This window comes from Luteimonas cucumeris, from assembly GCF_007830035.1.
Lineage (GTDB): Bacteria > Pseudomonadota > Gammaproteobacteria > Xanthomonadales > Xanthomonadaceae > Luteimonas_C > Luteimonas_C cucumeris.
Genome location: NZ_VLKN01000002.1, coordinates 263,925 through 286,147, shown reverse-complemented (window position 1 = coordinate 286,147; position 22,223 = coordinate 263,925). Strand labels below are relative to the sequence as shown.

Sequence of the window (22,223 nt, the reverse complement as noted above, 5' to 3'; positions counted from 1 at the left end):
GCGAAGAAGTCCCAGGCACTCGGTGAGCCGAGTGCCGCATCCCGAAGAGAACTCCATGGGCCTGCCCAAGTCGTTGCTGCTGTCCTGCATCGCTGCCGTCTGTTTCGGCGGCCTGGCCCACGCCGACAGCACGGTGAGGGCGCCGACTGTCGGTACGGCATCGACGCAGGTGCCGCTGCTGTGGAAAGTCTCCGATGCCGACAATGCCGTCTACCTGCTCGGTTCCTTCCACCTGCTCAAGCCCGACGACTATCCGCTGTCGAAAGACATCGATGCGGCGTTCGATGATTCGAAGACGATCGTGTTCGAAGTGGAGCCCTCGACCCTGGGCACGCCCGACACCGCGGAGAAATTCAAGCTCGCTGCCGGCTATGACGATGGCCGCACCCTGAGCGATGTATTGCCCAAGAACACCCGCGATCGCCTGCAGAAGTTGCTGTCTGTCAGCGGCGGCAGCGTCGCGCAGATGGACGCGGTCGAGCCCTGGGCGGTGACGTTGTCGCTGGTGCTGGGCATGACCCAGGCAATCGGCTTCCGCCAGGATCAGGGGCTCGACGCGATGCTGATGACGCGTGCGGCGGAAACGCAGAAGGCGGTCGCTGGCCTCGAGACGATCGACGACCAGATCGACGCGCTCGATTCGATGCCGATGAACGAGCAGGTTTCCGGACTGGATGAACTGCTGGCCAATCCACAGGAAACCCTGGGCGAGCTGGTCGAGATGCACGACTGGTGGAAACGCGGCGACGTGAAGAGCCTCGACCAGAAGATGCGCGTCGAGATGGCGAAGAAGACGCCGGTGTCCTACCAGTTGATCAACGTCAAACGCAACGACCAGTGGGTGCCGAAGATCGAACAACGGCTGGCGCAACCGGGCCAGGACAACACCCTGGTGGTGGTCGGTGCGATGCACCTGCTCGGAGACGACGGCGTGGTCGAGAAACTGCGCGCGAAGGGCTACACGGTCGAACGGATCTGTTCGGCCTGCAAAGGACGTCCTGCCAACTGATCGGGATCGCGTAGGACCCAAGGCCACCAACAATATTCTTTTGCGTACTACCGCTGCGTGCTTGTCGTTTCGCGACGGCATGCCGGCCTGGAGCTATCCACGTACGGCGATGGCGGGCTTGAGCCCGTCTACGGCTACCCCGGCAACATCACGATGCAATCGACGGGGCAGGCGGGCACGCACAGTTCGCAGCCCGTGCACAGCGGCTCGATCACGACGTGCATTTGTCTGGCGGCGCCGACGATGGCGTCGACCGGACAGGCCTGGATGCATTTGGTGCAGCCGATGCAGTCGGCTTCGATGACGACCGCCACCTGCGCGTCCTTGTGCGTGCCCCGCGTGCGGTCGTAGGGCTTCGTCGGCACGTGCAACAGCTTGGCCAACGCTCGCGCACCGGCGTTGCCGCCGGGCGGGCAATGGTCGATGTCCGCGTCGCCGCGTGCCATCGCCTCGGCATAAGGCCGGCAGCCGTCGTAACCGCACTGCCCACATTGGGTCTGCGGCAGGATGCGGTCGAGGCGTTCGACGAGATCCGTGATTCGTGATTCGTGATTCGTGATTCGCGAAGGCATGGTTTGCTCGAGCGCCGTACCGAAGGCACTGCTGTTACGAATCACTAATCACGAATCACGAATCACGGCCTTCAACGCACCGGCATGCCTGGCAGCGCGCCATCGTCGGCGTCCAGCAGCGACAATCCGCCGCCGTCGAACCCGGCCGACAGGATCATCCCTTCGCTGACGCCGAAGCGCATCTTGCGTGGCGCCAGGTTGGCGATGAATACCACGTTGCGGCCGACCAGTTTCTCCGGCTCACCGTAGCTGGCGCGGATGCCGGAGAAGATCTGGCGCTTGCCGAGGTCGCCGGCATCCAGTTCGAAACGCAGCAGCTTGTCGGAGCCATCGACGAACTCGCAGGCCACGACCTTGCCGACGCGCAGGTCGAGCTTCGTGAAATCGTCGATGCCGATGATGGCGGGGCTGGGAACTGGCGGCTGCGGGCTGGTTGTTTTCAGACTTTCACCTTTAGCGGCCGCAGTCGTATCGGTCGCCGCTGGCTTGGCCGCGAGGGTGTCCTTGCTGGCTTCGATCATGGCGTCGATCTGCTTGGTGTCGATTCTCGTGAACAGCGGTGCGTAGGATTTGATCCTGCGACCCAGCAGCGGCGCATCCAGGTCGGCCCAGGTATCGACGGGCGCATCCAGGAATACTTCCGCCTGGCCGACGACGTGCGGCAGTACCGGCTTCAGCGCAGCGGCCAGCACGCGGAACAGGTTCAGTCCCTGCGTGCACACCGCCTGCAGTTCCATATCGCCATCTTCCTGTTTGGCGATCACCCAGGGTTTGCGTTCGTCGATGTAGCGGTTGGCTTCGTCGGCCAAGGCCATCGCCTGGCGCAGCACGCTGGCCGGATCGTTGCGTTCGTAGGCTTCGCGGATCGGTACCAGCGCGGCGATGGAGCGTGCGTACATGTCCGCGTCCGCCAGCGTGACGGCGAGGCGGCCATCGAAGCGCTTGTCGATGAACCCGGCGCAGCGGCTGGCCAGGTTGACGAATTTGCCGACCACGTCGGCATTCACGCGCGCAACGAAATCCGACAGGTTGAGATCGAGGTCGTCGACGCCGCCGGAGGATTTCGCGGCGAAATAGTAGCGCAGCGCTTCCGGATGCAGGCCTGCATCCAGGTAGGTGCGCGCCATCACGAAGGTGCCGCGCGACTTCGACATCTTCGCGCCGTCCACCATCAGGTAACCATTGACGTGCAGTCGCGTAGGCGCGCGCATGCCGGCACCGTGCAGTACCGCCGGCCAGAACAGGCCATGGAAATTGACGATGTCCTTGCCGATGAAGTGATGCAGTTCGGCATCGCTGTCGTGGGCGAGGTAATCGAAATAATTGAAGCCCTCGCGCTCGCCCAGCGCCTGCAGCGCGGCGAGATAACCGATCGGTGCATCCAGCCACACGTAGAAATACTTGCCGGGGTGGCCGGGGATTTCGAAGCCGAAATACGGTGCGTCGCGCGAGATGTCCCACGCACGCAGGCCGCCTTCGCCATCCAGCCATTCCTGCAGCTTGGCCTTGACGCCGGGCACGGCCACGTCGCCGGCCAGCCACTGCCGCAGGAACGCATCGAACTGGCCGACCTCGAAGAAGAAATGCTCCGACTCGCGCAGTTCCGGCGTGGCGCCACTGAGCACCGAACGCGGCTCTTTCAGGTCGGTCGGGGCGTAGGTCGCGCCGCAGTTCTCGCAGTTGTCGCCGTACTGGTCGGGCGTGCCGCAGTTCGGGCAGATGCCCTTGATGTAGCGGTCGGGCAGGAACATGCCCTTGGCCGGATCGTAGAACTGTGCGACCGAGCGGTGCGCGATGTGGCCGTTGTTGTCGAGCCTGGCGTAGATCGCCTCGGTCAACTGGCGGTTGCCGGACGAGTGGGTTGATCCGTAGTGGTCGAAGGCCACGCCGAAGTCGGCGAAATCGCGTTCATGGCTGGCCTGGGTGCCGGCGATGAATGCTTCCGGCGTGGTACCGGCTTTTTCGGCCGCCAGCATGATCGGCGTGCCGTGGGTGTCGTCGGCGCAGACGAAGCGCACCGTATGGCCGGCCATGCGCTGCGCGCGGATCCAGATATCGCCCTGGACGTAACCGACCAGGTGGCCGAGGTGCAGCGGCCCGTTGGCGTAGGGTAGGGCGCAGGTGACGGCGATATTGCGGGACATGGTGGGCTTGCGACGAAGGGGCGGGGATTATCGCATGCGGTCGAATAGAGCCATGGTGGCGGACGCGTCCTTCGCCTTTGGCGTGTGTAGAGCGGTGCTTGCTCCCGCTGCTCGGCTTGAAGTCGTCATCCCCGCGAAGGCAGGACAAGCGCGAAGCGCGTAGAACGTCCGAAGGACGGCCCCGAAGGGGTGAGCGGAGCGAATAATCCAGTGACTTTGGAGGTTTTCAGATCCAAGAGCTTCCGCCCGCTGCACGTGCGGGTCACTTTCTTTTGCTGACCCAAAAAAGAAAGTAACCACTGCGCCGCAGGCGCGAACGGCGTAGCCGGCCCGAAGGGCGAAGGGCGCAGCCCTGAGTAAAGAAAAGGGTCTTCCCCGATCAAGGCTCACGTAGCGGCTTGGAGCCCTCGTAGATTTTTCGACTCGCCCTCCTTGGCTCGGTCGGAAAACGGCGGCCATCCATGGCCGCCGCCCTCTGGGTCTGGGTGACTGTTTCGCGGTTTCGGCTTCCAGCAGACCCAGGTTCAAGCAGATGGATGGCACTCAGTTGAAACTGGGGCCGCCAACTTACTCGCGCACCCATACCTGCTCGCGGCAGATGAAGGCGACGCAGCCGGACATGCCGAGTTTCTTGCCGCCGTCCATCATCTTCAGCTTGGACTTGTAGGTCTTGCCCTTGGCCGGGTCGAGCACGGTGCCGCCGCTCCAGCCGTCGCCGTCGGCCTTCAGGTCCCACAGGATGGTCATGCCCTTGACCGGCTTGTCCTTGTTGGCGCCGCTGCACTTGTCGCAGGTCGGGTTGGGGCCTCGGTCGGACGACAGCACTTCCACCACCTTGCCGGACAGCGTGCCGTTGCTGGCCTGGGTGATCTCGACGATCGACTTCACCTTGCCGGTCTCGTCGTCGATGGTCTTCCAGCGGCCGACCGGGCTGTTCTGGGCGAAAGCGGCCGCCGGCAGCATTGCCAGCACCATCGCGAGCAGTTTGATACGCATGGGTTCCCCTCCAGGAGTTCGCGGGACCGGCGGCGGATGCCTTCCGGATGTCCGGAGTTATACCCGATCCGCTGGCGTATGGAACCAGTTGTCCCGGCCGTTTCCGGAGCACAGGGACGAGCGGATCGCCGCTTGATTTCCCTTCGGCGAAGGCGGAGACCAGCCGGGGCGGGGCGAAGGCGTAAACTGTGCACATGCAGCAAAATCCACAGAAACCCCGCATCCACGCGCATGCGGTGCAGCCCAACGTCTCCCTGTCGCCGCGCATCCGTAATGTCATTGCCGTGGCCTCGGGCAAGGGCGGGGTCGGCAAGTCGACCACCGCCGTCAACCTGGCCCTGGCCCTGCAGCTGGAAGGTGCGCGGGTCGGCATCCTCGACGCCGACATCTACGGGCCCAGCATCCCGGCCATGCTCGGCCTGTCCGGGCGGCCCGACAGCCCCGACGGCAAGTCGATCGAGCCGATGCGCGCGCACGGCATCGAGGCGATGTCGATCGGCGTCCTCGTCGACCAGGACACGCCGATGATCTGGCGTGGACCGATGGCGACTTCGGCGCTGACCCAGCTGTTCAACGAGACGCTGTGGGGCGACCTGGACTATCTGGTCGTCGATCTTCCGCCGGGTACCGGCGACATCCAGCTGACCCTGTCGCAGAAGATCCCGGTCGCCGGCGCGGTGATCGTGACCACGCCGCAGGACATCGCCACGCTGGACGCCAGGAAGGCGCTGAAGATGTTCGAGAAGGTCGAAGTGCCGGTGCTGGGCCTGATCGAGAACATGGCCGTGCACGTGTGCTCGAACTGCGGCCACGCCGAGCACATCTTCGGTTCCGGCGGTGGCGAAAAGATGGCGGCGCAGTACGGCGTGCCGCTGCTGGGGTCGCTGCCGCTGGAGATCGCGATCCGCGAGCAGGGCGACGCAGGCCAGCCGATCGTGGCGTCCGCGCCCGACTCCGTCGCAGCGCAGGCCTACCGGCAGACCGCACGGCGCCTGGCCGAGGTGCTCGCGGCGCGGCCACGCGCGCCGATGGGGATTTCCGCATCGCTGGTTTAGGGCGGGCCAGCACACCGCTCGTCGGGGGCGTAGCCCCGACCTACAATCACGCAATCGGCCGCACGGCCCACGGGAATCCCGCATGAGCATCAAGAGTGACCGCTGGATACGGCGGATGGTGGAACAGCAGCAGATGATCGAACCGTTTGAACCCGGCCAGGTCAAGCACGCCGCGGACGGCCACCGCATCGTCAGCTACGGTACCTCCAGCTACGGCTACGACGTGCGCTGCTCACGCGAATTCAAGGTGTTCACCAACATCAACTCGACCATCGTCGATCCCAAGCATTTCGACAATGGCAGCTTCGTCGACATCGAAGCCGACGTCTGCATCATCCCGCCGAATTCGTTCGCGCTGGCGCGCACTGTCGAATACTTCCGCATCCCGCGCGACACGCTGGTGGTGTGCCTGGGCAAGAGTACCTACGCGCGCTGCGGCATCATCGTCAACGTGACCCCGCTGGAGCCGGAATGGGAAGGCCACGTCACGCTGGAGTTCAGCAACACCACGCCATTGCCGGCGCGCATCTACGCCAACGAAGGCGTGGCGCAGATGCTGTTCTTCCAGTCCGACGAGGTCTGCGAGACCTCCTACAAGGATCGCGGCGGCAAGTACCAGGGACAGGTCGGCGTCACCTTGCCGCGTACCTGAAGCTCGTGGAAGCGGCTTACCGCCGCGGCTTGTGCTTTTGGCTCTGGGCGGGTTCCAGAACTAGGCAATCGCGATGCGCCACGCAATGCGGCAGGTCAGACGTGCAGGGCCTCGCGCAGGCGTGCGATGCGCTCGATCAGCATCTCCGCCGCGTAGGGACGTGCCGCCGCGGTGCCCCAGACTGGACGTGGCCAGGCGGGATCATCCTCGTAACGCGCGATCACGTGCACGTGCAGTTGCGGCACCAGGTTGCCGAGCGCGGCGACGTTGAGCTTGTGCGGGCGGAACAGGTCGCGCAGCGCGTGGCTTGCGCGGTCGATCTCGTCGGTCAGCGCATGCCGTTGCGCGGCGTCCAGGTCGAGCAGTTCGACTGCTTCCTCCACGCGTGGCACCAGGATCAGCCACGGGTAATTGGCGTCGTCCATCAACCGCAGTTCGCACAGTGCGAATTGAGCGAGCGGATGGGTGTCGTCGGCCAGTTGCGGATGCAGGTGCCAGTTGCTTTTCATGACAGCTGCTCCGCGAAGAAGGCGAGCGTGCGTTCGAGCGCCAGCGACGCGCTCGCGGCGTGGTAGGCGTGCGTGTCGACGTCGCGATTGAAGGCGTGGCCGGCAGGATAGACATGGACCTCGGCCCGCGGCTGCTTTTCGCGATGCGTGGCGATGTCCTGGGCGGGGATGCTGCCGTCCTTTTCCCCGAAGTGGAACATCATCGCCGCGCGCAGTGGTTCGTCGAGGAATGGCATCGTGCGTGCGCCGTAGTAGCTGACCGCCGGCAAGCCGAGCCGCGTATTGGCCAGGAACGCCACCGAGCCGCCCCAGCAGTAGCCGACCACGCCGACCTCCAGCCCCTCGCGTTGCAGCAGCATCGCCGCCGCGGAAACGATCTCGAGTGCGCGTTCCATGCCCAGCGCGCCGACCAGTTCGCGGCCCCTGGCGAAGCCGTCCTGGTCGTAATCCAGTTCGACGCCGGGCTGGACCGGGTCGAACAGCGCCGGAGCCAGCGCCACGTAGCCGGCATCGGCGAAACGGTCCACGACGCTGCGCATGTGCGCGTTGACGCCGAAGATCTCCTGCAGCACGACCAGTCCGCCGCGTGGCTGGTCCTCGGGATCGGCACGCCAGCCACTGACGTGGCCCTGCGTGGTTTCGAAGCTGAATTCTCGGCCCATGGCGGCGGCTCGGCGGGTGGTGGAAGCGGGAACTGAACGGGTCGATTCTAGCCTCGCAGGTATAATTGCGGCGTTACGCGCGCGCCACGTCGCTGGCGTTGCCGCCCGATATCTTCCCGATCGTTCCCCGCATATTCCCCGGATAGCCATGTCCTTCGCCAATCCCAAGGTCGGTTTCGTCAGTCTCGGTTGCCCGAAGGCACTGGTCGATTCCGAACGCATCCTCACCCAGTTGCGCGTGGAGGGCTACGACATCGTCCAGACCTACGACGATGCGGACGTGGTGGTGGTCAATACCTGCGGCTTCATCGACTCGGCAGTGACCGAATCGCTCGACGCGATCGGCGAGGCGCTGGCGGAGAACGGCAAGGTCATCGTCACCGGCTGCCTGGGCAAGCGCGCCGACGTGATCCGCGACGCGCATCCGGACGTGCTTTCGATCAGTGGTCCGCAGGATTACGGCAGCGTGATGGGCGCGGTGCACGCGGCACTGCCACCGAAGCACGACCCGTTCATCAACCTGGTCCCAGACACTGGGATCAAGTTGACACCCAAGCACTACGCCTATCTGAAGATTTCCGAAGGCTGCAATCATCGCTGCAGCTTCTGCATCATTCCGTCGATGCGCGGCGACCTGGTCTCGCGCCCGGTCGATGAGGTACTGCGCGAAGCCGAGAAGCTGGTGCGCGGCGGCGTGCAGGAACTGCTGGTGATTTCGCAGGACACGTCGGCCTATGGCGTCGACCTGAAGTATGCGGAGCGGACCTGGCGCGACAGGTCCTACCAGACCCGCATGAAGGCGCTGTGCGAAGGCCTGTCGGAACTGGGCGTGTGGACGCGCTTGCACTACGTGTATCCATATCCGCACGTGGACGACATCATCCCGTTGATGGCCGATGGCAAGTTGCTGCCGTACCTCGACATCCCGTTCCAGCACGCCAGCCCGCGCGTGCTGAAACTGATGAAGCGTCCCGGAGCCGTCGACAAGACGCTGGAGCGCATCCAGCGCTGGCGTTCGATCTGCCCGGAACTCACCATCCGCAGCACCTTCATCGTCGGTTTCCCGGGCGAGACCGAGGCTGAATTCGAGGAGCTGCTGGATTTCCTCGACGAAGCGCAGCTCGATCGCGTCGGCGCCTTCGCCTATTCGCCAGTCGAGGGCGCCCGGGCCAACGACCTGCCCGATCCGGTCGACGAAGCGGTCAAGCAGGAGCGGCTGGCGCGCTTCATGGAACGGCAGGCGGAGATTTCCACGGCGAGGCTGGAAGCCAAGGTCGGCAGCGTGCAGCAGTGCCTGGTCGATGCGATCGATGGTGAACTCGCCATCGCGCGCTCGATGGCCGATGCGCCGGAGATCGACGGACTGGTGCAGATCCAGAACGGCTTCGAGGCCGGCCTCAAGCCCGGCGAATTCGTCCAGGTCGAAATCATGGGCAGCGACGAGCACGATCTGTACGGCGAAGCGTTGTTCACGTAAGACTCCGCAAAGCGGTTTCCGCTGCTGCTGCATGGCGGGTGGAATCGCATGAGGCGGTTCCGCCCTACGGTTTCATGTGAGAATCCTGTCATCCACATGCAGACCCGAATCATCGATCCGCAGGCGGAACCTCCATGGCGCGTCGTGCTACGCCATCGCTGGCCGCTGCGCTGCATGCACTGGATCAACTTCGCCTGCCTGCTGGTGCTGGTCGGCAGCGGCCTGCAGATCTTCAACGCGCACCCTGCGCTGTACTGGGGCGAGGCTTCGCACTTCGAATCTCCGCTGTTCGCGACCCAGGCCATGCAACGCCCGGATGGCACGCTGTACGGCGTGACGCGCATCGGCGATGCGCGCATCGAGACGACCGGCGTGCTCGGCGTCTCGGAGAACAGCCAGGGCAAGCTGGCGCCGAAGGGCTTTCCCGACTGGAGCACGATTCCCGGCTCGCGCAATCTCGCGCTCGGCAGGCGCTGGCATTTCTTCTTCGCCTGGCTGTGGGTGATCAACGGCGCGTGTTACCTGGCGTGGTCACTTGCCAGCCGCCGTTTCAACAACGAACTCTCGATGCGTAGCCGCGATTGGCGCGAACTGCCGCGTTCGATCGCCGACCATCTGCGCCTGCGCCATCCATCCGGCGACGCCGCGCTGAGCTACAACCCGCTGCAGAAACTGGCCTACCTCGGCGTGATCTTCGTGCTGGCACCGCTGGCGATCCTGACCGGGCTGTCGATGTCGCCGCAGATGGACACCGTGCTCGGTGGTTTCGTCGACCTGCTTGGCGGACGGCAGGCGGCGCGCACGATCCATTTCGCAGCGATGTCGCTGTTCGTGCTGTTCACCCTGGTGCACGTGGCGATGGTGTTCTACGCGGGTCCCATCAACGAACTGCGATCCATGATCACCGGTCGTTTTCGCGTGCGCCGATCACGCGATGCCGGTTCAACGGAGGCGCGCAATGACTGACTCCTTCGAAGCGTCGCGTCGGCGCCTGTTGCGCGGCGCCCTGGCGGGTGCGGGCGTCGGCGTGCTGACCGGCTGCGACGCGCTGTCGCGCAAGCCTGGCTTCGTCGACCTGCTCGAACGCGCCGAGCCGCTGAGTCAAAGCGTGCAACGCTTCCTCAGCGGCGACCGGCTGGCGCGCGAATTTCCGGCATCGATGATCTCGCCGGTGTTCCGTCCCAACGGTTCGGTGGATCCGCAGACGCCGGAGTACCTGGCGTTGAAGGCGGACGATTTCGCCGGCTTCAGGTTGCAGCTGCGCGGCCTGGTGGAGCAGCCGCTGGAGTTCGGACTCGACGCGATCCGCGCGATGCCCACGCGCACGCAGATCACGCGCCACGACTGCGTCGAAGGCTGGAGCGTGATCGGCCAGTGGAGCGGCGTGCCGCTGGCGCACCTGCTGCGGCTGGCGCGCCTGAAGCCCGGCGCGCGCTATGTCGTGTTCCATTGCTTCGACGACTACGGCAACAACGGCGGCCGCTATTACGAAAGCATCGACCTGAACGACGCCTTCCACCCGCAGACGCTCGTTGCCCACACCTTGAACAGCGCGCCGTTGCCGATCGCCAACGGCGCACCGCTACGCATGCGCATCGAACGCAAGCTCGGCTACAAGCAGCCCAAGTACCTGCGCACGATCGAAGTGGTGGACAGCTACGCCGCGCTGCAGGGCGGCAAGGGCGGTTACTGGGAAGACCGCGATTACGACTGGTACGGCGGCATCTAGAACTATTTTCCCAGTCGTCAATCCGGTTCGCTCATCCTGAGCCTGTCGAAGGACGCGGATGTCAGGCGCGCTTCACGCGCCATCGCCGTAGTCCACTGCCACGATCGCATAGCGGGCGTGCCCTCCCGGCAGCGTCGCCTCGAACTCGTCGTCGATGCGCTTCTTCAGCATCGCCCGCGCCAGCGGCGAATCGATGCTGATGAAGCCGCGTCGCGCATCGGTCTCGTCGGGGCCGACGATGCGGTAACGCACGCAGTCGCCATCGGCGACGTTCTCCAGCGTGACCCATGCGCCGAAGAACACCGCTTCGCGATCGGTCGGCAGGGTGTCGACCACGCGCAGTTGCTGCAGGCGCCTGGACAGGTAGCGCACGCGACGGTCGATCTCGCCGAGCTGCTTCTTGCGATAGGTGTACTCGGCATTCTCCGAACGGTCGCCTTCGGCCGCGGCGGCGGCGAGCGCCTTGACCACTTCCGGGCGCTTCACGCGCCACAGTTCGTCGAGCTCGGCCTTCAGCCGCGTATGGCCCTCGCGCGTGACCAGCGCGGTGCTCTTCTCGGCAGGTGGGCGCCAGCGGCTCAATCCTGCCGCCTTGCGGATGACTGCGGGCAGGCGTGGCGGTGCGGGTGCGTGCGTTGTTCCGGCATGCGCGGATGATACGGCGCTCGCGGTTTCGCCCATCGGGTTCGTGTTAAACAGGCCGCATGCCGACAAGCCGCTTCGCGCTGCTGCTGATCGTGTTCGCCGGGCTCGTGCCGACGTCGCCCGGCGTCGCCGCGCAGGCGCCGGAGACGCGGTTCCAGCCGATGGGGCAATCGCGCACCTTCCAGGCGGAAGTCATCACCGAGGTGCTGCAGGATCGCGCCGGCTTCCTCTGGATCGGCACGCGCGAGGGCCTGTACCTGCACGACGGCCAGCGCTTCCGCAAGTTCGAGTACGACCTGCAGAACCCGGCGGCGATTTCCAGCAACGCGATCCGCGCGATCCACGAGGACAGCCGCGAACGCCTGTGGATCGCAACGATCTCCGGCGGCCTGAACCTGCTCGACCGCGCCGACTGGAGTTTCCGGAACTGGCGTCACGGCGCCCCGGAAAGTGGTGGCCCCAGCCATGACGGCGTGTTCGCACTAGCCGATGCCGACGACGGCCGGCTCTGGGTCGGCACGCAGGCCGGGCTGGACCGTTTCGACCCGGACAGCGGCCGCTTCGAACGCAAGCCGCTGGGCAAGGGTGGCGAGTTCGTGATGAGCCTGCATCGCGATCGCAAGGGACGGCTGTGGGTCGGCACGCTGGGCCATGGCCTGTTCCGGCAACAGGGCGAAGGTTTTGTTGCCGTCGTCCGCGGCGAGCACGGCGCCGACGCGCCGAAGGATGTCTTCAGCATCGCCGAGGACGCTGCCGGCCGGGTCTGGGTCGGCGCACGCGACGGGCTGTACTACGTCGATCCGGCCAGCGGCCGGTTGCGCGCGCCGTCGCTGGCGCCGGCCGCACTGGCCGACGCGCTGCTCAATGTCACCGAGCTCAAGCGCGCGCCCGATGGCGCGCTGTGGGCCGGCACGTTCGGCGTCGGCCTGTATCGGGTGGACGTGGCCCAGGGCCGCATCGAGGCGGTGCCGCTGGGCGTCGCCGGCTCCGGCGGCCAGCATGTCGACCAGGGTGCGATCGCCTTCGATCGCGACGGCAGCCTGATCGTCGGTACCTTCGGCGGCGGCCTGCTCAAGACCGCGCTCGACACACTGGCAGTCTCGACCTGGGGCGAACGTCGCGACGACGCCCCGGGACTCAGCACCAGCGATGTCTACGTGCTGCGTCCCGATGGCGCGGACGGCCTGTGGATCGGCAGCTTCGGCGGCGGCGTCGACCACCTGTCGGTTGCCAGCGGCGTGATCACGCCGCTGGCCCTGCCGGTCGACAAGGACCTGGCAGACCGCATCGGCGGCGTGCTCGACCTGCTGCGCAGCGACGACGGCATGCTGTGGGTCGCCACGTCGCAGGGCATGTACCGCTACCGTCCCAGCAGCGACGAGTTCCGCCACTATCCGGCGCGCGACAACGTCGCCGGCGACCGCAATCCCGGCTACGTGTACGCGCTGCTGCAGGACCGTGCCGGCCGGATCTGGGCCGGCAGTGGCGGCGCCGGCCTGTACCGCTATCGTCCGCAGCAGGACGACTTCCTCGTCTATCGTCCGGTCGCCGGCGATCCGCATTCGCTGTCCGACGACTTCGTTACCGCGTTAATGGAGGACCGCCGCGGCCGGTTGTGGGTGGGCACGCGTTCGGGCGGGGCCAACCTGTGCCTGGTCGGTGGCGAGCGCCTGGATTGCGAACAGTTGGCCTCGGGCAACGACGCGCGCAGCCTCAGCCACTACCACGTCAGCGCCTTCCTCGAAGCACCCGATGGCAGCATCTGGATCGGCACCACCGGCGGCGGGCTCGATCGGGCCACGCTCGATGCGCAGGGTCGCATCGCCAGCGTGCGGCGCTGGTCGCGTGCCGACGGCCTGGTCGACGACAACGTGGTCGCGCTGGCCTATGCGCCTGATGGCGCCTTGTGGATATCCACCCGCGGCGGGTTGTCGCGGCTGGACAAGGACCTGCGCGGTTTCGAGAACTTCACCGCCGGCAACGGCCTGCCGCCGGGCGTGTTCAATCCCAAGGCGGTGGCGTGGCTCGACGGACGCCTGTACTGGGGCTCGACCCGTGGCGTGATGGCGTTCGATCCGCTGCAGCGTCCGCAACGACGGCCACCGCCGCAGACACTGGTCACCGCCATCAGCGGCCTGCCTCCCGCATCCAGGCCGGACGTACCGACCTGGAAACTGCGCCAGCTGGAAGTGCCGTGGCGGCATCCGTTTTCGCTGGAGCTGGCGGTGCTCGGCTACGACGGCGGCGTCAACGAATACGAATACCGGCTGGGCGCGTCGGAGCCGTGGATCGGCCTTGGTGACCGCGGCCAGCTGACGCTGCATGCGTTGTCGCCGGGACGCTACGAACTGCAGGTGCGCGGGCGTCGCGCCGGCAGCGCCTGGACCAGCGCGCCGTCGCTGCAGCTGCACATCGTGCCGCCGTGGTGGCGGCAACCGTGGATGCTGGCCGCTGCCATCGCGTTGTTGTTCGCGCTGCTGCTGGGCGGTTTCCTGTGGCGCATGCGCGGCCTGCAGCGCCGCAATCGCGAACTGCAGCGGATCCAGGCGCAGCGCGAACAGGCGCTGGAAGCCGCGCGGCAGAGCCGCGACCAGTTGCAGGAAGCTTTCGCCAGCCTGCGCCGGTTGACCATGCGGCTGGAGGCGGCGAAGGAGGAAGAGCGCAAGCACATCTCGCGCGAGCTGCACGACGAATTCGGCCAGGCGCTGACCGCCGCCAAGATCAACCTGAGCCTCGCGCTAGGCCAGGCCGATGCCATCGCCGCCGGCGAACGCATCGGCGAGACCATCCAGATGGTCGACCGCATGATCGCGCAGGTGCGCGCGCTGTCGCTGGACCTGCGCCCGCCGCTGCTCGACGAACTGGGCCTGGCGCCGGCGCTGGAAGGTTACCTGCACGCGGTGTCGCAGCGCAGCGGCATGCCGGTGGAAATCGCGTTGGCGCCGGACCTGCCGGCGATGGATGTCGAGCGCGAGATCATGGTGTTCCGCGTGGTGCAGGAAGCCGTCACCAATGCACTGCGCCACGCCGGGGCATGCACGATCCGGGTCGCGCTGGACCGCACCGCGGACGGGATCCGCATCGAAGTGCGCGACGACGGTCGTGGTTTCGTGATGCCGCAAGCCACGGTCGCCGGCCGCGTCGGCAACGCGTCTGGCGATGGCGGACCCGGCGCGACCGAACCCGGCTTCGGCCTGTTCGGCATGCGCGAACGCGTGCACGATCTCGGCGGCCGGCTGACGCTGCGCTCGGCGCCCGGACAGGGTACGGTGGTGTCGGCTTCCGTTCCGATCGGACAGGGGGATGGCGATGCGACTCGTGCTGGCTGACGACCATCAGTTGGTGCGCGCCGGGCTGCGTTCGCTGCTCGGGTCGTTCCTGGACGTGCAGGTGCTGGCCGAATGCGGCGACGGCCACGAAGCGCTGGCGCTGGTCGATCGCCTGCAGCCGGACGTGCTGCTGCTGGACATCACCCTGCCAGGACTCAACGGCCTGGAAGTCGCGCGCCGCGTGCCGCGGGCCAGTCCTTCGACACGCGTGCTGATCCTGTCGATGCATGCCGGCGCGGAATACGTCACCCAGGCATTGCGCGCCGGCGTGGCCGGCTACCTGATCAAGGATTCGGCGGTGGACGAACTGCGCGTGGCGCTGGATGCGGTGCACGCGGGCCGACCGTACCTGAGCCCCGCGATCTCGCAGACGGTGCTGCAGGGTTTCCTGCGCACCGGCGAAGGCCCGCCGCAACGTGCCCAGCTCGACCTGCTGACGCCGCGCCAGCGCGAGACGCTGCAGCTGATCGCCGAAGGCTATGGCACGCGCGAGATCGCCGCGCGGCTGAACGTCAGCGTCAAGACCGTGGAAAGTCACCGCAGCCAGATCATGGAGCGGCTCGACATCCACGACGTGCCGGGCCTGGTACGCCTGGCGATCCGCCTCGGCCTGGTCTCCGTCGACTCGGTCTGAGCGCGCGACCCCGCGATTCGTGCGCGGCATCACGACCCGTCGATATCAGGAAATCCCTGAGCGCTTCCTGGGGGTGCGCCCGGTGTCGGTCGCCGCCACCGCCGGCATACGGTGCGAGGGCCGTTGCAGGGGGGCGGTAATCCTTCATCACCACTGGGAGAGACCCGCTATGAGTTCGTTATTGCTGTCCAGGCGGATGGCGCGCAGTGTCCTGCTCGCGCTGTCCCTGGCACTGATCGTCCTGCCCGCCGCCCAAGCCACCAAGCTGAAGAAACAGAACCTCACCCAGTTGATTTCCGAGTCCGACAGCATCATCGCCGGCACGGTGAAGAAGGTCAGCGATGGCATCGACGCCAATGGCGTGCCCTACACCGAGGTCACCATTGCCGTCGGCGACACCGCCAAGGGCGCGATCGCGAAGCAGAAGGACTACACGTTCCGCCAGTTCGGCCTGCTCGAGCCGCGCACCCTGGCCAATGGCCACAAGCTGCTGGCGATGACGCCGGAAGCGTTCCCGCGCTGGCACCAGGGCGAGTACGTCGTCGCCTTCCTGTTCCGCCCGGCCACGCGCACCGGCCTGCAGACCACCGCTGGCCTGGCCCAGGGCAAGCTGTCGATGACCAACGAACGCCTGGTCAACGACTTCGGCAACGCCGGCCTGTTCGACGGCGTGGACATTTCCGCCGCGTTGTCGCCGGCCGAGCAGGCGATGCTCGGGTCCGCCGGTCCGGTCGACATGCGCACCTTCATGGGACTGGTCGGCCGCGCGGTCGAGCAGCGCTGGATCGAAAAGGGGGAGATGAAGTGATGAAGCGTTCAAGCCTTGCACTCACCCTGGCGCTGGCCGTTGCCGCGGGCGCCGCCCAGGCGGCCGGCCCGCTGTACCTGTCGACCGAAACCGGCCGGCTGCGCCCGCTGGTATGGGACACGAGCAACGGCCCGATCCCGGTCTACACCGACGGCGGCGGCGCCTTCACTTACGACTACGACGGCGTCACGCCGTTCATCACCATCGAGCGCGCCAACGAGATCACCGCGTTCGCGTTCAACGAATGGAGCGAGGTGCCGACCTCGACGTTCAAGGCCGCGGTCGCCGGCACCATCGCCAGCCAGACCGGCGTCGCCGACGTCACCAGCGCCAATGCCGCCGATTTCTACGGCGTCGAGAACGGCTACGGCTTCTGGGTGCTGTACGACACCGACGGCAGCATCCTGGAGGAGTACTTCGGTGTTCCGCGCAGTTCGGTGCTGGGCATCGCCTTCCCGGAATTCGGCGACGGCAACGGCCGCATCATCGAGGCCACGGCGGTGATGAACGGCTGGAACGTCTGGGACACCGACGTCGACGGCAACCAGGTCGCCGGTGTGTTCACCCACGAGTTCGGCCACGCCATCAACCTGTCGCATTCTCAGGTCAACGGCCCGATGGTCTACCAGAGCTACACCTATGCCCCATACCAGCCGGGCATCAAGGGCTGCGTGGCGCCGGTGCACCGCTACGACTATCCGGATGGCATGGGCGCCAACCCGGCTGATCCGAAGACGCTGGAGACGATGTTCCCGTTCATCGACCACGGCGGGCAGGCGGGCGCGGAGCAGTCGACGATCGACCACCCTGACGACAAGGCCGGCATCTCCAACCTGTATCCCGCCGCCAACTACGCCAGCAGCCGCGGCACGATCAGCGGCGTGCTGAGGCTGAAGGACGGCAGCACCGAATACAGCGGCATCAACATCGTCGCGCGCAACGTCGACGACCTGATGGGCGACGCGGTGTCCGCGATGAGCGGCGACCAGACCCAGGGCCTGGTCGGTCCGGATGGCCGCTTCACCATCAACAACCTGACCCCGGGCGAGCAGTACGTGGTGTACATCGAGGAGATCACGTCCGGTGGCTATCCGACCACGCCGACGATGATGGTCTCGCAGGGCGAGTACTGGAACGCGGCCGAGGACAGCGATCCGGTCGCCGACACCGCCTGCGATGCGACCCCGATCCTGGCCGAGGCCGGTGTCAGCAAACAGGCCGACATCACCTACAACGGCTATCTGAAGGGCGTGCAGTTCACCCCGGTCGTGTCCGCGAACCTGGTGCAGGTGTCCAAGAGCGGCCGCCGCGCATCGGGCACGCTGGGCACGGAGATCGGTTTCTTCTGGGACCAGAACAAGGGTATCGAGCTGCTGCCGGAAGGCGTCGTCGTCAGTCACGGTGCGATGGACCGCAACGGCCAGCGCACGCTGGTTTCCGCCGATCCGGACGGCAACGGCATCAGGGAGCCGGTGATCCTGGGCAACAACCAGCTGACCGGGCTGGGCGACCTCAGTGGCGACAGCTGCAATGTCGACGGCATCAGTGCCAGTGGTTGGGACATCGACGACTCGGCGAACAAGGCGGTCGGTCTTGCCTATGTCGATCGCGATGGCGATGGCCGCTGCGGGGGATCGTTCAAGAACGAGATCGTGCCGTTCGTATGGGATGCCAAGCGCGGCATGCGCCAGCTCGACCTCTCGCTCGACGAGGTGCAGCCGTGGGTGCGCGCGGCCGGCATCTCCGGCAATGGCCGGGTCATCGTCGGCTCCGCCAACATCTCCAAGGCGCTGGCCTGGGTGGACGAGGGCAAGATCATCGACCTCGGCCAGTTGATCGGCGCCAACGACCTGTACGCCACCAACTACGACGGTACCCGCGTGCCGATGTACAGCTCGATCCGGCGTGAGATGGTGCTGTGGAACGCGATGCGCGGCACCGGCGAGGATGCCTTCACCAGCATCGACGGCCTGCGTTACTGCCGTGACGTGCCATACACCAGCTTCTTCGGCGAGGACCTGTGCGCGGTGTACGGCGAGGAGTACCTGTACGAGATGCTCGGCACCGCGCCGATGGGCGTCTCGGCGGTGACCGACAAGGGCGACATCGTCCTCGGCCGCGCCGGCAGCTTCTTCACCGGCTTCTCCGGCGGCATCTGGATCGAGGGCCTGGGCTGGATGTCGATGCGCGAGTTCCTGCGCAAGCAGGGCGTGGTCGAGGCGGAGAACATCGACTTCAACAACCCGCTGGCGGTAAGCGCTTCGGGGTCGGAGATCGTCGGCGGCATCGCCGGGGCGCAGTTCTCCTGGATGATCCAGGCCGACCAGGTCTATGTCTGCCAGAACGGCCAGTCGGTACTGACCGGCTTCCCGAATGGCCTGAAGGCCAAGGTCGCCGCCGGGGCCCAGTTCGGCCGCTGCGAATTCCAGTAAGCGCGAACGAAGCAAGCTGTACTGGGAGGCGGGGGAGACCCCGCCTCCTTTTTTTGTTCCCGCGCGTCGATCACCCACCGCATCGGCCGCGGGTCCTTCCGGTCGCGGCTAAGGGATTCCCCGAGAGGCTTACCGGGTACTGCCCGATGGCTCGGCGCAGCGGGAAGTTCCATGTTGGGCGCGTGCCCCCCGGCACTCAACCTTACCCTGGAGGTTACCCATGTCCGGCAGTCCTCGCGGATCGCGGCAACGCGTTCCCTGGCTTTGGCCCGTGTTGTTGGCCGCCACCTTGCTGTTGAGTTTCGCCGCGCAGGCCGCGTCGGTGAAATCGCGCAATCTTTCGCAGTTGATCGACGAATCCGACAGCATCGTCATCGGTGTCGTCGACAAGGTCGAGGACGGCATCGACGATCGCGGCGTGCCCTATACCGAAGTCACGGTGAAGATCGCCGAGCGGCTGCGCGGCAAGGACACCGGCGCCAGTTACACCTTTCGCCAGTTCGGGCTGATCGAGCCGCGCAAGATGGACAACGGCCGCACGCTGATGGCGGTGACGCCGGACGGCTGGCCGACCTACGCCAAGGGCGAGCAGGTGATGCTGTTCCTGCACAAGCCGGCCAAGCTCACCGGTCTGCAGACCACCGTCGGCCTGAACCAGGGCAAGTTCCGCATCAGCAACAACCGCGCCCGCAGCGCCGCCGACAACCGTGGCCTGTTCGAGGGCGTGACCTTCGCTCCCGGCGTGCTGACGAAGAACCAGAAGACCATGGTGTCGGCACGCGCCGGCGCGGTCGATGCCAACGCGCTGATCGACGTGGTGCGTCGTGCGGTGAAAGAGAACTGGGCCGCCACGGGGAGGATGAAGAATGAACGCTGACCTCGATCCACGTGGTCCCAACCCGCTGCGCAAGGGCGCACTGCGCATCGCCGCACTCGTCGCACTCATCGGCAGCAGCCTGGCGTACGCCGGCGGCCCGCTGTACGTGTTCGATCCCGACAACCGCGTTCCCTTCGCCTATCCCAACGCCACCACGATCCCGGTCTACACCGACCTCGGCGACCTGGGGCCGGTCGCCAACGCCGCTGCCAATGCCAAGGTCGCCTTCGCGTTCGGACAATGGACGCAGGTGCCGACTTCCGACTTCACTGCCGAGGTCGCCGGCGATTTCGCCAGCAAAGGCCTGCCGGACATCACCGGCGCCAACGCCGGGCTGGTGGTCGACACCGACAACGGCGGCGGCATCCATGTGCTGTACGACCACGACGGCTCGATCATCCGCGACTTCTTCGGCGCACCGGACGGCGTGCTCGGCATCGCCAGCCCGGAATGGGCCGACGGCGCCACGATCACCGAGAGCTGGGCGGTGATCAACGGCGCCGCGATCGATCCGGCCGACGTCAACGGCGACGACTTCGTCGGCGTGATGACCCACGAGTTCGGCCACAGCATCAACCTGGCGCACTCGCAGACCAACGGCGCCATCGCCTTCTTCGGCGACGGCAGCGGCCCGACGGACTGCGCCCTGCCGTACAGCGGCACGCTGACCTACGACCACATCGAGACGATGTATCCGTACATCAGCCCATCGCAGACCGGGCCGGCGCAATCGACGGTCGACCATCGCGACGATCTGTCCTCGCTGTCCAACCTGTATCCGGCCGCCGGCTGGCCGCAGGACGCGGGCACCATCAAGGGCCGCATCCTGCTCACCGATGGCGTCAACCAGATCAGCGGCATCAACGTGATCGCGCGCAACATCGCCGACCCTTATGGCGATGCGATCTCGGCGCTGTCCGGCGACTACGCCGCGGGCGAATCGACCATGCCCGACGGCAGCTACACCTTCAACGGCCTGACGCCCGGCGCGCAGTACGTGGTGTACGTCGACGGCATCGTCAGCGGTGGTTTCTCGACGCCACCGTCGCCGCTGCCCGGTGGCGAGGAGTTCTGGAACACGGACGAAAGCGGGCAGGCGTCGCTCGACCCGCGCTGCACGGTGTCGCCGATCACCGCACAGGCCGGCGCGCCGCACACCGCCGACATCGCCTTCAACAGTTCGCCGATGGACCGCAACTTCATCGCCATCCCGGCCAGCGGCACCCAGACCTCGGACGTCTCCGGCAACGGCAGTTACATCACCGGCGGTTTCCAGGGCTACCAGGCACCGGGCTGGATCTGGTCGGAGAAAAGTGGCTTGCAGGTCATTCCCAGTGCCGGACCGGTGAAGATCGATGCCAATGCCCGGCAGATGGTCGCCGACTTCCTCGGCGATGACGGGATCGCGCGCTCCGGCTTCTGGCTCGGCGGCGAGAACTGGCGCGAGTTGACCGGCGGCTTCGAGTTAGGCGAACCCTGCGACAGCACGCTCACCTCCACCTACGACATCTCCGACAGCGGCAACACCGTGGTCGGGCTGGCGTACGCCGATGGTTGTGGCGGCTGGGACGAGAAGGGCACCGTCTTTGCCTATCACTGGACGCCGGCCAACGGCTACGTGCCGCTGTACGGCACCGGCAACTGGACCCGCGCCAATGCGGTCAACGCCAACGGCAGTGTCGTGGTCGGCTGGAACGACATCGACGATGCCTACCCGGGCCGCCAGGGCGCGTACTGGAAGAACGGCGAGTTCCATCGCATCACGCCGAATCCGGACAGCTATTTCGGCGAGGCGATGGATGTCAGCGCCGATGGTTCGGTGATCGTCGGCGCCTATGGCCTGGACATGGAGACCTTCACCAACCAGGCCTGGCGCTACACCGAGGCCGGTGGGCCGCAGGTGCTGGGCACGCTGGAAGTACCGGGCCTGCCGGATTTCATGAACAGCGGCATCGCCAGCGTCGTTTCCAACGACGGCAAGGTGGTGATGGGCTTCTCCGGCTTCGCCTTCCAGCGCGAGCCCTTCATCTGGACCGAGGCTCTGGGCATGCGCAACCTCGGTGAGTTCCTGATCGAGCAGGGCTTCAGCGCGGTGGAGCAGTGGAACCTCAACACCCCGACGGCGTTCAGTGGCAATGGCAAGTTGATCGCCGGCTTCGGCCTGGGCCCGCTCGGCCTGCAGGGCTGGGCGGTGAAGCTCAACCAGGTCGCCGTGTGCCACGCGCCGGCCAGCACCAAGCCGAGGACGATCGAAGTCGGCTTCCCGCAGGGGATGGATATGCACCTGGGCCATGGCGACCAGGCGGGACGTTGCGACCTGGTGCTCGAGTGAACGAACCCGTGGAATGACGGCTTGAGTTCGACCTACTTGCGGCGGTGCCACGGCACCGCCGTTTTTTTGCCCAGGGACTTTCCGGCCTTCGTGAGGGGCATCACCGCCCTTCGGCCGGGACAAAAAGTCCTTCGCGAGGGGCCGACCCGCCCGTCGGTCGGGCCAAAAAGTCTCCAGCGAGGGGCGTCATCGGCCCTCGGTCGGGGCAAAAAGTCCCTCGCGAGGGGCTATCGACCCCCTCAGTCGGGCCGGAAAGTCCCTCGGTCGGGCCAAAAAGTCTCCAGCGAGGGGCTGCATCGCCCCTCGGCCGGGGCAAAAAGTCTCTAGCGAGGGGCTATCGATCTCCTCGACCGGGACAAAA

At 66.3% G+C, this 22,223-nt stretch carries 18 protein-coding genes; 12 read left to right on the top strand and 6 right to left on the bottom strand.

Annotated features, from left to right (window positions below; genetic code table 11):
* The first annotated feature begins 55 nt into the window (after positions 1 to 55).
* Entirely contained in the window at positions 56 to 1,009 is a 954-nt protein-coding gene (locus tag IP90_RS04380) for a TraB/GumN family protein (protein WP_144898403.1), read from the top strand.
* A 134-nt stretch (positions 1,010 to 1,143) separates the two neighbouring features.
* On the opposite strand, the gene rnfB is transcribed toward IP90_RS04380, so the two are convergent.
* The 3 genes from rnfB to IP90_RS04365 form a co-directional block, all read right to left on the bottom strand.
* Positions 1,144 to 1,581, bottom strand: a complete 438-nt coding sequence (gene rnfB, locus IP90_RS04375) for an Rnf electron transport complex subunit RnfB (RefSeq protein ID WP_144898718.1) — start codon at positions 1,579 to 1,581, stop codon at positions 1,144 to 1,146.
* Positions 1,582 to 1,652: 71 nt separating this feature from the next.
* Entirely contained in the window at positions 1,653 to 3,725 is a 2,073-nt protein-coding gene (metG, locus tag IP90_RS04370) for a methionine--tRNA ligase (RefSeq protein ID WP_144898402.1), read from the bottom strand.
* Between the two features lie 567 nt (positions 3,726 to 4,292).
* Positions 4,293 to 4,721, bottom strand: coding sequence for a DUF2147 domain-containing protein (locus tag IP90_RS04365; RefSeq protein ID WP_144898401.1), 429 nt, complete (start codon positions 4,719 to 4,721; stop codon positions 4,293 to 4,295).
* Positions 4,722 to 4,915: 194 nt separating this feature from the next.
* On the opposite strand from IP90_RS04365, the gene apbC reads away from it, so the two are divergent.
* Both apbC and dcd read left to right on the top strand, forming a co-directional pair.
* Positions 4,916 to 5,776 carry an iron-sulfur cluster carrier protein ApbC gene (apbC, locus tag IP90_RS04360; RefSeq protein WP_144898400.1) on the top strand — a complete coding sequence of 287 codons (861 nt, stop codon included), beginning with the start codon at positions 4,916 to 4,918 and terminating at the stop codon, positions 5,774 to 5,776.
* Between the two features lie 82 nt (positions 5,777 to 5,858).
* Positions 5,859 to 6,428, top strand: a complete 570-nt coding sequence (dcd, locus tag IP90_RS04355; RefSeq protein WP_144898399.1) for a dCTP deaminase — start codon at positions 5,859 to 5,861, stop codon at positions 6,426 to 6,428.
* A gap of 95 nt (positions 6,429 to 6,523) precedes the next feature.
* On the opposite strand, the gene IP90_RS04350 is transcribed toward dcd, so the two are convergent.
* Entirely contained in the window at positions 6,524 to 6,937 is a 414-nt protein-coding gene (locus IP90_RS04350) for an HIT family protein (RefSeq protein WP_144898398.1), read from the bottom strand.
* Positions 6,934 to 7,599, bottom strand: coding sequence for a dienelactone hydrolase family protein (locus tag IP90_RS04345; protein WP_144898397.1), 666 nt, complete (start codon positions 7,597 to 7,599; stop codon positions 6,934 to 6,936). The genes IP90_RS04350 and IP90_RS04345 overlap by 4 nt, the downstream gene beginning before the upstream one ends.
* A 148-nt stretch (positions 7,600 to 7,747) precedes the next feature.
* Here IP90_RS04345 and rimO point away from each other — a divergent pair, with 148 nt between their 5' ends.
* From rimO to IP90_RS04330, 3 genes are all read left to right on the top strand, one after another.
* On the top strand, positions 7,748 to 9,076 hold the full coding sequence (gene rimO, locus IP90_RS04340; protein WP_144898396.1) for a 30S ribosomal protein S12 methylthiotransferase RimO: 1,329 nt from the start codon (positions 7,748 to 7,750) through the stop codon (positions 9,074 to 9,076).
* A gap of 96 nt (positions 9,077 to 9,172) precedes the next feature.
* Positions 9,173 to 10,042: a cytochrome b/b6 domain-containing protein gene (locus IP90_RS04335; protein WP_144898395.1), complete on the top strand. Its 870-nt coding sequence runs from the start codon at positions 9,173 to 9,175 to the stop codon at positions 10,040 to 10,042.
* The gene (locus IP90_RS04330; RefSeq protein WP_144898394.1) at positions 10,035 to 10,805 is read left to right on the top strand and encodes a molybdopterin-dependent oxidoreductase; all 771 of its coding nucleotides are present in this window, start codon (positions 10,035 to 10,037) and stop codon (positions 10,803 to 10,805) included. Before IP90_RS04335 ends, IP90_RS04330 begins: the two co-directional genes overlap by 8 nt.
* Positions 10,806 to 10,877: 72 nt before the next feature.
* Here IP90_RS04330 and greB read toward each other — a convergent pair whose 3' ends face one another.
* Positions 10,878 to 11,387 carry a transcription elongation factor GreB gene (gene greB / locus IP90_RS04325; protein WP_144898393.1) on the bottom strand — a complete coding sequence of 170 codons (510 nt, stop codon included), beginning with the start codon at positions 11,385 to 11,387 and terminating at the stop codon, positions 10,878 to 10,880.
* A 122-nt stretch (positions 11,388 to 11,509) separates the two neighbouring features.
* Between greB and IP90_RS04320 the strand changes: the two genes are divergently transcribed.
* The 6 genes from IP90_RS04320 to IP90_RS04295 all read left to right on the top strand — a co-directional run bounded on the left by IP90_RS04320 (position 11,510) and on the right by IP90_RS04295 (position 21,862).
* Positions 11,510 to 14,779, top strand: coding sequence for a sensor histidine kinase (locus IP90_RS04320; protein WP_199753393.1), 3,270 nt, complete (start codon positions 11,510 to 11,512; stop codon positions 14,777 to 14,779).
* Entirely contained in the window at positions 14,754 to 15,413 is a 660-nt protein-coding gene (locus tag IP90_RS04315) for a response regulator (protein WP_199753392.1), read from the top strand. Before IP90_RS04320 ends, IP90_RS04315 begins: the two co-directional genes overlap by 26 nt.
* Before the next feature lie 169 nt (positions 15,414 to 15,582).
* Entirely contained in the window at positions 15,583 to 16,221 is a 639-nt protein-coding gene (locus IP90_RS04310; protein ID WP_199753391.1) for a hypothetical protein, read from the top strand.
* Positions 16,221 to 18,653 carry a M10 family metallopeptidase domain-containing protein gene (locus IP90_RS04305; RefSeq protein ID WP_144898392.1) on the top strand — a complete coding sequence of 811 codons (2,433 nt, stop codon included), beginning with the start codon at positions 16,221 to 16,223 and terminating at the stop codon, positions 18,651 to 18,653. Before IP90_RS04310 ends, IP90_RS04305 begins: the two co-directional genes overlap by 1 nt.
* A gap of 220 nt (positions 18,654 to 18,873) precedes the next feature.
* Positions 18,874 to 19,530, top strand: coding sequence for a hypothetical protein (locus IP90_RS04300; protein ID WP_144898391.1), 657 nt, complete (start codon positions 18,874 to 18,876; stop codon positions 19,528 to 19,530).
* Positions 19,520 to 21,862, top strand: a complete 2,343-nt coding sequence (locus tag IP90_RS04295) for a hypothetical protein (RefSeq protein WP_144898390.1) — start codon at positions 19,520 to 19,522, stop codon at positions 21,860 to 21,862. The genes IP90_RS04300 and IP90_RS04295 overlap by 11 nt, the downstream gene beginning before the upstream one ends.
* The last annotated feature ends 361 nt before the right edge of the window (positions 21,863 to 22,223 follow it).

Bases quoted from the DNA above. Each gene is read 5' to 3' on its own strand.
- IP90_RS04380 (WP_144898403.1), top strand. From the start codon at position 56: ATGGGCCTGCCCAAGTCGTTGCTGCTGTCCTGCATCGCTGCCGTCTGT.
- rnfB (WP_144898718.1), bottom strand. From the start codon at position 1,581: ATGCCTTCGCGAATCACGAATCACGAATCACGAATCACGGATCTCGTC.
- metG (WP_144898402.1), bottom strand. From the start codon at position 3,725: ATGTCCCGCAATATCGCCGTCACCTGCGCCCTACCCTACGCCAACGGG.
- IP90_RS04365 (WP_144898401.1), bottom strand. From the start codon at position 4,721: ATGCGTATCAAACTGCTCGCGATGGTGCTGGCAATGCTGCCGGCGGCC.
- apbC (WP_144898400.1), top strand. From the start codon at position 4,916: ATGCAGCAAAATCCACAGAAACCCCGCATCCACGCGCATGCGGTGCAG.
- dcd (WP_144898399.1), top strand. From the start codon at position 5,859: ATGAGCATCAAGAGTGACCGCTGGATACGGCGGATGGTGGAACAGCAG.
- IP90_RS04350 (WP_144898398.1), bottom strand. From the start codon at position 6,937: ATGAAAAGCAACTGGCACCTGCATCCGCAACTGGCCGACGACACCCAT.
- IP90_RS04345 (WP_144898397.1), bottom strand. From the start codon at position 7,599: ATGGGCCGAGAATTCAGCTTCGAAACCACGCAGGGCCACGTCAGTGGC.
- rimO (WP_144898396.1), top strand. From the start codon at position 7,748: ATGTCCTTCGCCAATCCCAAGGTCGGTTTCGTCAGTCTCGGTTGCCCG.
- IP90_RS04335 (WP_144898395.1), top strand. From the start codon at position 9,173: ATGCAGACCCGAATCATCGATCCGCAGGCGGAACCTCCATGGCGCGTC.
- IP90_RS04330 (WP_144898394.1), top strand. From the start codon at position 10,035: ATGACTGACTCCTTCGAAGCGTCGCGTCGGCGCCTGTTGCGCGGCGCC.
- IP90_RS04320 (WP_199753393.1), top strand. From the start codon at position 11,510: ATGCCGACAAGCCGCTTCGCGCTGCTGCTGATCGTGTTCGCCGGGCTC.
- IP90_RS04315 (WP_199753392.1), top strand. From the start codon at position 14,754: ATGGCGATGCGACTCGTGCTGGCTGACGACCATCAGTTGGTGCGCGCC.
- IP90_RS04310 (WP_199753391.1), top strand. From the start codon at position 15,583: ATGAGTTCGTTATTGCTGTCCAGGCGGATGGCGCGCAGTGTCCTGCTC.
- IP90_RS04305 (WP_144898392.1), top strand. From the start codon at position 16,221: ATGAAGCGTTCAAGCCTTGCACTCACCCTGGCGCTGGCCGTTGCCGCG.
- IP90_RS04300 (WP_144898391.1), top strand. From the start codon at position 18,874: ATGTCCGGCAGTCCTCGCGGATCGCGGCAACGCGTTCCCTGGCTTTGG.
- IP90_RS04295 (WP_144898390.1), top strand. From the start codon at position 19,520: ATGAACGCTGACCTCGATCCACGTGGTCCCAACCCGCTGCGCAAGGGC.